This is a genomic window from Natronomonas sp. (genome assembly GCF_046710025.1).
GTDB lineage: Archaea > Halobacteriota > Halobacteria > Halobacteriales > Haloarculaceae > Natronomonas.
Genome location: NZ_JBKEGK010000130.1, coordinates 1 through 7,176, shown reverse-complemented (window position 1 = coordinate 7,176; position 7,176 = coordinate 1). Strand labels below are relative to the sequence as shown.

Sequence of the window (7,176 nt, the reverse complement as noted above, 5' to 3'; positions counted from 1 at the left end):
CTCTTGCGCCCCATATCTTGTGTCACGTTCTCATGGAGTAGCAGCGTTTCCATCGAGTCAACAGAGCCGATTAGAGGACTATATACAGGATGACGCCGGCTAAAAGAAGGAACGCCACGCCGGCGAGAACTGGTTTGTAGTTACTCGTAGACGATGCCGACGGTGTCTCTTCGGAGGACGCGTCACCCTTGATTGACCCATCGATAGCGACATCTGGGGCGGACTCATACTCCGACTCAGTCGTGCTCCCAATCCTGCCGATGTCATCTGGATCCATCGAGTCCGGGACTGAGTCATCGGATGAGATAGATCGGAGCTCTTCGACAGGAACTGGTTTGAGGATCGTCCCCCCACACCCCCGACACTGGGTCGGATTGGACCCATGAAGTGTCCCACAACTGCCGCAAGCGTACCGATAGTCCATAGGCTATGTGCATCGTGATGGAAGTTAGATTCTTTCCCGAGGCGATGCTCTATGTACTCTGTATGGTGGAATGGCAACCTCGGGATGAAATGGGGATTCTGGATTATCTCCGCTTTAAATTGGGACGTTGGGTGCGGGTGTCAACGCTTCCCGAGTGGGTCAACGAAGCTCATAATGGATATTATGATGGCTACGTTGAGGCTCACGGACATCGTCCTTATGACGTCGAGAAAGTCTACACAGGAGACAGCTTGGAGTACAAAATATACTATCGGACAGTTGAACAGGGTGTCGTTGAGCCGGAGTACTACGTCAAGCTTCGCTGAGTTCGCCGACAGTCCAGGGGGTAGGTTGTAATAAAGTTATTCCCAAATGCTGCATACACGCCCTATATTCAGCGCGTCTATCCTGTCTGTTCTTAAAAATCTCAACAGATCCCTGCGGCTTTATTTAAATAGGACTTCGAACGCGTACCCGGTGTCGTCCGGCGTCTACAACAGACGCTCCTCTAAGGAGACCTTCACGATCGACTTCGCGATCGCAAGGCCGCCTTCGATCGGGTCGAGTTTCGTCTCGCCGGCGCGCTCGGTGTACGCAATCGGGTGTTCTTTGACGTTGTACCCTCTCGTCAGCGGCCGGATCAAAAGCTCCGCCGAGAGGCCGGTGTTTTCGGTCCACTCGATTGACTCTACGACCTCCTGGCGGTACGCGCGCATCCCGGTCGTGGTGTCGTGGACCACCTCGCCCAGCAGCGCGCTCGCAAGGGCGGCGAACGCGCGGTTGCCGAAGCGGTTGAACGCGGGCATCGCCTCCGCGCCGTGGTAGAGTCGGTCGCCGCTGACGACGTCGTAGCCCTCGTTGATCGCCGCGAGGAACTCCGGTAGTTGCTCCATCGGGTAGGTGTCGTCGCAGTCGGTGGTGACGACGATCGGCCGATCCGGCGTGAGAATCGCTTCCCGGACCGCGACCCCGTATCCCTGTGGCTCCTGTTCGATGACGCGGGCGCCGTGCTCGCGGGCGATCTCTGGGGTCCGATCCGAGGAGCCGTCGACGCAAATGACCTCCGCCTTTCCGTCGGTGACAGCCTCGATGTCGTCCAGAACCGCTCCGATCGCCGCTTCCTCGTTGTACGTGCCCATCACGACGCTGACGTCCTCGAAGGTCCACGCGTCGGAGTCCTCTGAGCCGGTGATGTCGGCCCCCACCGTCTCGTCACCTGATTCGGCCTCTCGTCCGTTTGTCCGCCGCTGCATCGAACTCATTACCACGTCTCTCTCACGCTGACGCTTAAGTTTTTAGGTCTACCTAAAAATTCTCGGATAGCGTTTCAGATAGCGTCTCGGACGTCCTCGGCCGCCCGTAACGCGAGCGCGGCGATGGTGAGCGTCGGGTTCGCTGCGCCGCCGGTCGGGAACGCGCCGCTGGTGACGAGCCAGCAGTTCCCGAGGTCGTGGGTCCGGAGGTGAGGGTCGACCACGCTCGCACCGGGGTCGGTGCCCATCCGGGTGGTCCCCATGTGGTGATAGGCCGGACCGGTATCGTCGGGGCCGACCTGCCAGGTGATCTCCGCGCCGAGTTCCGAGAGGATCGCCTCCTGAACCTCGTTGGCGCGCTCGATGGTCCGTAGCGCGCGGTCGCCGACGTTCCAGTGAACGTCCGGCACCGGGTTGTCGTGGTCGTCGGTCCGGTCGGGATCGAGGCCGATGTAGCTGTCCTCGCGGGGCAGTTGCTCGACGAGCGCGCCCATACCGATGTGGGTGCCGTAGTCCTCTCGAAGCTGCTCTAGCAGGTCGTCACCCCAGGTGTCAGCCGACAGCGCCGTCTCGACGGGCGATGGGCCGTCGTAATTGAAGAACTCGAGTTTAAACGGCGCGAGTTCCTCATCGGCGTCGTCGTAGAACGCGTGGCTCTCGCTGGTGAGAAAGCCGACGTGGTTCTGGCGTGTCGGCTCCCCGAGGACGCCGCCGGTACCCGCGAAGAGGTGATCCATAAAGTATCTGCCGACGAGGCCGCTGGAGTTCGCGAGTCCGTCGGGATAGTGTTCCGACTCCGAGAGCAACAGCAACCGCGGCGTCTCGACCCCGCCACAGGCGACGACGAAGGCGTCGGCCGTCTGTCTGTGCTCCGTGCCGTCCGGGATAGCGTAGACGGCCGCCCGCACCCGGTCGGCGTCGTGCTCAAGCCGCTGGACGGGCGCGCGGTCGATCACCGTTGCGCCCTTCGATTCGGCCCGTTCGATGTGGACCGTGGCGTCGTATTTCGCGCCCGCCGGACAGACTGGCTGGCAGGTGCCGTAGCCGACGCAGGCCGACCGGCCGTCGTAGGCCTCGGAGTTGCGGGCGTTCGGCACGGAGTGCATATCGACTTCGAGCGCCTCGCAGGCCTCGGCGAACAGCCCGTCGCTGTAGGAAGGTGGGAACGCGGGCATCGGGAACGGCTCATCGCGCGGCGGGGCGTCGGGGTTGTCGTCCGCCCCGGCGACTCCGAGTTCGCGCTCGGCGGCGGCGTAATGGGGCCGGAGGTCGGCGTAGTCGATCGGCCAGTCCGGGCCGATTCCGCGTTCGGTTCCGGAGGCGAAGTCGTCCTCGTGGAGCCGCATCACCATCCCCTGCCAGTGTAGCGTCGAGCCGCCGACTCCTTTGACCCGAGCGTGGTTCAGGGGGTAGAACCACTCGCCCGACGCCGAGTGCGCATCGCGTTCGGGATCGCTGTCCCACACGTCCGGGCGGTCGTACGCGGGTCGGATCGCCCGCTCTTGACGTTCGAGCCGGTCGGCGGGGTCGAACCGCGGGCCGGCGTCGAGGACGACGACCTCGTGATCGGCCGCGAGCCGGTCGGCGACGAGTGCGCCCGCTGGCCCCGCGCCGACGATACAGATATCGGCGTCGGGAACGGCTGTCCGATCCGTCGAAGCCGTACCGCTCATGGTGGCCTCCGCCGGTAGCTCTCGGTGCCGCCCGGGTGGCCTTGAGGATTCTCGAGGCCGACAAGTTCGCCCCCGGTCGGGGACGCGTACAACGCGAGCAGAAGTTCGTTGACGACGTAGTAACGGATCCGTTCGGCGGCCGTCCCGTCTGGATCCTCCTCGGCGGTGTCGGCCCCGATTTCCCGGAGGAGCCGATCCCGGTCCGCGGCAGAAAGCGCAGCAAAGCGGTCGCCGTGCCACGAGACGGCCCGATCGTCGAGTTTCCCGACTGCGTTCCGGAGCCCAGACGCGTGTTCGGAGCGGTCGAGCCGTCCGTCAAGGAATCCCTCGACGAAGGCCTCAACTCCGGAGACATCGCTCGGGTAGATGACATCGGCGGCCGCCACAAGAGTCGTCCGAAGCCGCTCGTCCGACGGTCTCGAACCTGATCCCGAATCGGAAGCGGGGTCGCCCGGAGCGCTCCGCCCGATCCGCTCGGCCCCGAACGCGACCGCCCCACCGGCGCCGAGCGCAGCCAGGGCGGCGGCCGCGTCCCGCCGCGTCAGTTGCATACATGTTTTAGGTAAACCTAAACTCTTATATCCGTTGGTCCGATCCGATCCACATAAGGGCAAGAGCGACGTTCTCCCCGACAGTATCAACCGCCATGGAACCCGAGAACGAATCCGCCGACGGACCGGTGAGTCTCCCGCTGTCGCCGGGGCTGACAGTGCTCTGTGGCGTGATCGCCGTCGCGCTCGTGTTCCCGTTGGCGTGGCTGCTGGTTGAGGTCGTGAGCGTCGATCCGGGTCGCGCGCGTGAACTCACGTTCAGCGCCGGTACCGCCGACGTCCTCTTCAACAGCCTGCTGTTGATGATCGGCGTGACCGTCTGCTCGATACTTCTCGGGGTTCCGCTGGCGTATCTGACCGTCCGAACCGACCTCCCGTTTCGCCGCTTTTGGTCGATCGCGGTCGCGCTCCCGCTCGTCGTGCCGAGTTACGTCGGCGCGTTCGCGTTCGTCTCCGCGTTTGGTCCCCAAGGAGAGTTTCACGACCTCCTGGCTCCACTTGGTATCGGGCGCCTGCCGGAGATCTACGGTCTGCCGGGGTCGATATTCGTGATCACCCTTTACACGTACCCCTACGTCTACCTGACGACCCGGGCCGCGCTCGTCTCCTTCGACACGCGGTTGATCGACGCCGCACGGACGCTCAACTACGGTACGTGGAGCGGGTTTCGCCGGGTGACGCTTCCTCAGATCCGCCCGGCCATCGCTGCCGGGGGACTTTTGACCGCGCTGTACGCGGTTTCGGACTTCGGCACGCCGGCGATCATGCGCCTGTCCGTGTTCACCCGCGAGATATACGTCGAGTACAACACGTTTGGCCGGGAATACGCGGCGTTGCTCTCGCTCCAACTGCTCGTGCTCGTGCTTGCCGTTCTCGCGCTCGAGTGGGCGATCCGTCCGGACCAGACCGTCCGCGGCGACGACGCCGACCGCGCGGGGAGCCGGGTCCGGCTGGGCCGGTGGCGCTGGCCCGCGACGCTGCTTCCTACGGGCGTTACCGTCATGGCACTTGCCGTTCCGGTCTGGATTCTACTGTTATGGCTGCTGCGAACGGACGCCGCGAGGCGTCCCTCGATGGCCTTCGAGTGGACGCAGGCAGTCAACTCCGTTGCTGTCGCCGCCGCCGCGGCCGCCGTCGCGACGCTGGCCGCCCTCCCGGTGGCGTACTTCGCCGCGACCCGCGACTCCCGGCTGGGGACGCTCTTCGAGCGGGCCACGTACGTCGGCTTCGCCGTTCCGGGCGTCGTGTTGGGGCTCGCGTTGGTCTTTTTCGGCGCCGGCTATATTCCGTGGCTCTACCAGACGCTGCCGCTTTTGATCTTCGCCTACGTCGTCCGCTTCGTTCCTCAGGCTGTCGGAACGACCCGGACCTCGATCCTTCAGGTCGACTCGAAACTCGTCGAGGCGGGGCGGACGCTCGGGGAGTCCCCAATCGGCGCGTTTCGGCGGATCACGCTGCCACACATCCGGTCGGGGCTCGTCGCGGGGGCCGCACTCGTGTTTTTGACGACGATGAAGGAACTGCCGGTGACGCTCATCCTCCGACCGTCGGGTTTCGAGACGATCGTCACCCAGATCTGGCGGGCTCAGGAGTCTGCGCTGTATCAGTACGCCGCCGTGCCTGCGCTGATCTTGATCCTCATCTCGGGGCTCTCGATGGTCGTGATGCTCTCCCAGGAGGGCGAGGGACACGACTTATAAGAATGTGAAATGTGAGAGCGTCGCGCCCCGGAGCCACCTACCGGGCGGCGTAGCTGACAAAAGCCGAAAGGATTTGACCCGGGGACCACAGCGTGGAGGTATGCAAGCTGTCGTACTCGCTGCCGGGGAGGGGACCCGCCTCCGCCCGCTCACCGAGGAGAAGCCGAAGGCGCTCGTCGAGGTCGACGACCGACCAATCCTGAGTCACTGTTTCGATCGGCTCATCGAACTCGACGCCGACGAGTTGCTTGTCGTCGTCGGCTACAAGAAAGAGCGGATCATCGACTTCTACGGCGACGCCTACGAGGGTGTCCCGATCACCTACACCCACCAGCGCGAGCCGAAAGGCCTCGCCCACGCGCTGTTGTGCGTCGAGGACCACGTCGACGACGACTTCATGTTGTTGCTTGGCGACAATGTTTTCGAGGCGAACCTCGGCGACGTCGTCCGGCGGCAGCGCGAACATCGTACCGATGCCGCCTTCCTCGTCGAAGAGGTGCCATACGAGGAGGCCTCACGCTATGGCGTCTGCGATACCAACGATTACGGCGAGATCACCGATGTCGTCGAAAAGCCCGACGATCCGCCGTCGAACCTCGTGATGACCGGGTTTTACACGTTCACGCCGGCGATCTTTCACGCCTGTCATCTCGTCCAGCCCTCCGATCGCGGCGAGTACGAACTGAGCGACGCGATCGATCTGTTGATCCAGTCTGGACGGACGATCGACGCGATCGGCCTGGACGGTTGGCGGATTGACGTCGGGTACCCGGAGGACCGCGAGGAGGCCGAAAAACGACTACAGAAGGGCTACGAAGCCGACAACGTGGCGGATGCGGCCTCGGAGTGAGCGCCTCCGGTTTCGCACCGTTTGCGTCGTCTATCCTGTCGCGCGCAACGATGACGAATGCGTCAGGCCCCGTGACCGCCGCCGTCGTGGTCGTCGGTCTCCGGCGGTTCGCTGATTTTTCCGAACGCCCAGATGAACGCGGCGATAATAACGAACGTCATAACGATCACTAGCACGGCGACGGCCATCGCCGGGTTCGAAAGCGTTTGCAAGGGGATCATATTGCCCGCTTCCGTACCGGTATATAAAATACCTCGGGTTCCGCGGGAGCACAAGCGCGGCGCAATGTTGTGGACCGCGGAACCGCAGGCAGTTCACAATCGTTGAGATGGCGTTATACGGCCGTTCGGCTGTTCTCAACGTCGAGTGGCTCAAAGCGACTCGACGGCTGCCCGCCACGTCGAGCGGCTCAAAGCGACTCGACGGCTGCCCGCCACGTCGAGCGGCTCAAAGCGACTCGACCGCCGCCACCGCATCCTCAACCGAGGGCGCATCGAACAGATCACGCCCTAGGTAAGCGTTCGTCCCTGCGGTGTACATATCGCGGGCGGCGACGACGACGTGTTCCGGCAGCGGTTCCGGGTCGATGCGACAGCGTTCGCGCCAGTCGGCGACGTCGTCGGCTTTTGCTTCGGTCTTCGCCTCGGCGACCGCCTCAACCCACTCCGGCTGGGTGCGCTTGTGGTACTGTCTGAGGACCTCCTTCGAGAGCTGTTGACCGTCGT

The 7,176-nt window shown here is 63.8% G+C and carries 8 protein-coding genes and 1 pseudogene; 3 read left to right on the top strand and 6 right to left on the bottom strand.

From position 1 onward, the window contains the following. Positions 1–70: 70 nt before the first annotated feature. Entirely contained in the window at positions 71–277 is a 207-nt protein-coding gene (locus tag ACI944_RS09570) for a hypothetical protein (RefSeq protein WP_411718818.1), read from the bottom strand. A gap of 284 nt (positions 278–561) precedes the next feature. On the opposite strand from ACI944_RS09570, the gene ACI944_RS09565 reads away from it, so the two are divergent. Further along, positions 562–750, top strand: coding sequence for a hypothetical protein (locus ACI944_RS09565; RefSeq protein WP_411718817.1), 189 nt, complete (start codon positions 562–564; stop codon positions 748–750). A gap of 165 nt (positions 751–915) precedes the next feature. Here ACI944_RS09565 and ACI944_RS09560 read toward each other — a convergent pair whose 3' ends face one another. The 3 genes from ACI944_RS09560 to ACI944_RS09550 all read right to left on the bottom strand — a co-directional run bounded on the left by ACI944_RS09560 (position 916) and on the right by ACI944_RS09550 (position 3,901). Continuing rightward, positions 916–1,563 (bottom strand): dolichyl-phosphate hexose transferase, encoded by a 648-nt coding sequence (locus ACI944_RS09560; protein ID WP_411718819.1) that lies wholly within the window; start codon positions 1,561–1,563, stop codon positions 916–918. A 188-nt stretch (positions 1,564–1,751) separates the two neighbouring features. Further along, the gene (locus tag ACI944_RS09555) at positions 1,752–3,350 is read right to left on the bottom strand and encodes a GMC family oxidoreductase (protein ID WP_411718816.1); all 1,599 of its coding nucleotides are present in this window, start codon (positions 3,348–3,350) and stop codon (positions 1,752–1,754) included. Next, complete coding sequence (locus ACI944_RS09550) at positions 3,347–3,901, bottom strand: gluconate 2-dehydrogenase subunit 3 family protein (protein WP_411718815.1); 555 nt, start codon at positions 3,899–3,901, stop codon at positions 3,347–3,349. The genes ACI944_RS09555 and ACI944_RS09550 overlap by 4 nt, the downstream gene beginning before the upstream one ends. A 95-nt stretch (positions 3,902–3,996) precedes the next feature. Here ACI944_RS09550 and ACI944_RS09545 point away from each other — a divergent pair, with 95 nt between their 5' ends. After that, positions 3,997–5,601 carry an ABC transporter permease gene (locus ACI944_RS09545; protein ID WP_411718814.1) on the top strand — a complete coding sequence of 535 codons (1,605 nt, stop codon included), beginning with the start codon at positions 3,997–3,999 and terminating at the stop codon, positions 5,599–5,601. A gap of 100 nt (positions 5,602–5,701) precedes the next feature. Then, positions 5,702–6,451 carry a UTP--glucose-1-phosphate uridylyltransferase AglF gene (gene aglF, locus ACI944_RS09540; RefSeq protein ID WP_411718813.1) on the top strand — a complete coding sequence of 250 codons (750 nt, stop codon included), beginning with the start codon at positions 5,702–5,704 and terminating at the stop codon, positions 6,449–6,451. Positions 6,452–6,513: 62 nt separating this feature from the next. Here aglF and ACI944_RS09535 read toward each other — a convergent pair whose 3' ends face one another. Both ACI944_RS09535 and ACI944_RS09530 read right to left on the bottom strand, forming a co-directional pair. Further along, positions 6,514–6,672, bottom strand: coding sequence for a DUF3149 domain-containing protein (locus ACI944_RS09535; protein ID WP_411718812.1), 159 nt, complete (start codon positions 6,670–6,672; stop codon positions 6,514–6,516). Between the two features lie 226 nt (positions 6,673–6,898). Further along, positions 6,899–7,176: pseudogene (locus ACI944_RS09530) on the bottom strand (phosphoribosylaminoimidazolesuccinocarboxamide synthase); the annotation flags it as partial.

Coding starts and splice junctions, on each gene's coding strand:
- ACI944_RS09570 (WP_411718818.1), bottom strand. CDS start 277: ATGGATCCAGATGACATCGGCAGGATTGGGAGCACGACTGAGTCGGAG.
- ACI944_RS09560 (WP_411718819.1), bottom strand. CDS start 1,563: ATGGGCACGTACAACGAGGAAGCGGCGATCGGAGCGGTTCTGGACGAC.
- ACI944_RS09555 (WP_411718816.1), bottom strand. CDS start 3,350: ATGAGCGGTACGGCTTCGACGGATCGGACAGCCGTTCCCGACGCCGAT.
- ACI944_RS09550 (WP_411718815.1), bottom strand. CDS start 3,901: ATGCAACTGACGCGGCGGGACGCGGCCGCCGCCCTGGCTGCGCTCGGC.
- ACI944_RS09545 (WP_411718814.1), top strand. CDS start 3,997: ATGGAACCCGAGAACGAATCCGCCGACGGACCGGTGAGTCTCCCGCTG.
- aglF (WP_411718813.1), top strand. CDS start 5,702: ATGCAAGCTGTCGTACTCGCTGCCGGGGAGGGGACCCGCCTCCGCCCG.
- ACI944_RS09535 (WP_411718812.1), bottom strand. CDS start 6,672: ATGATCCCCTTGCAAACGCTTTCGAACCCGGCGATGGCCGTCGCCGTG.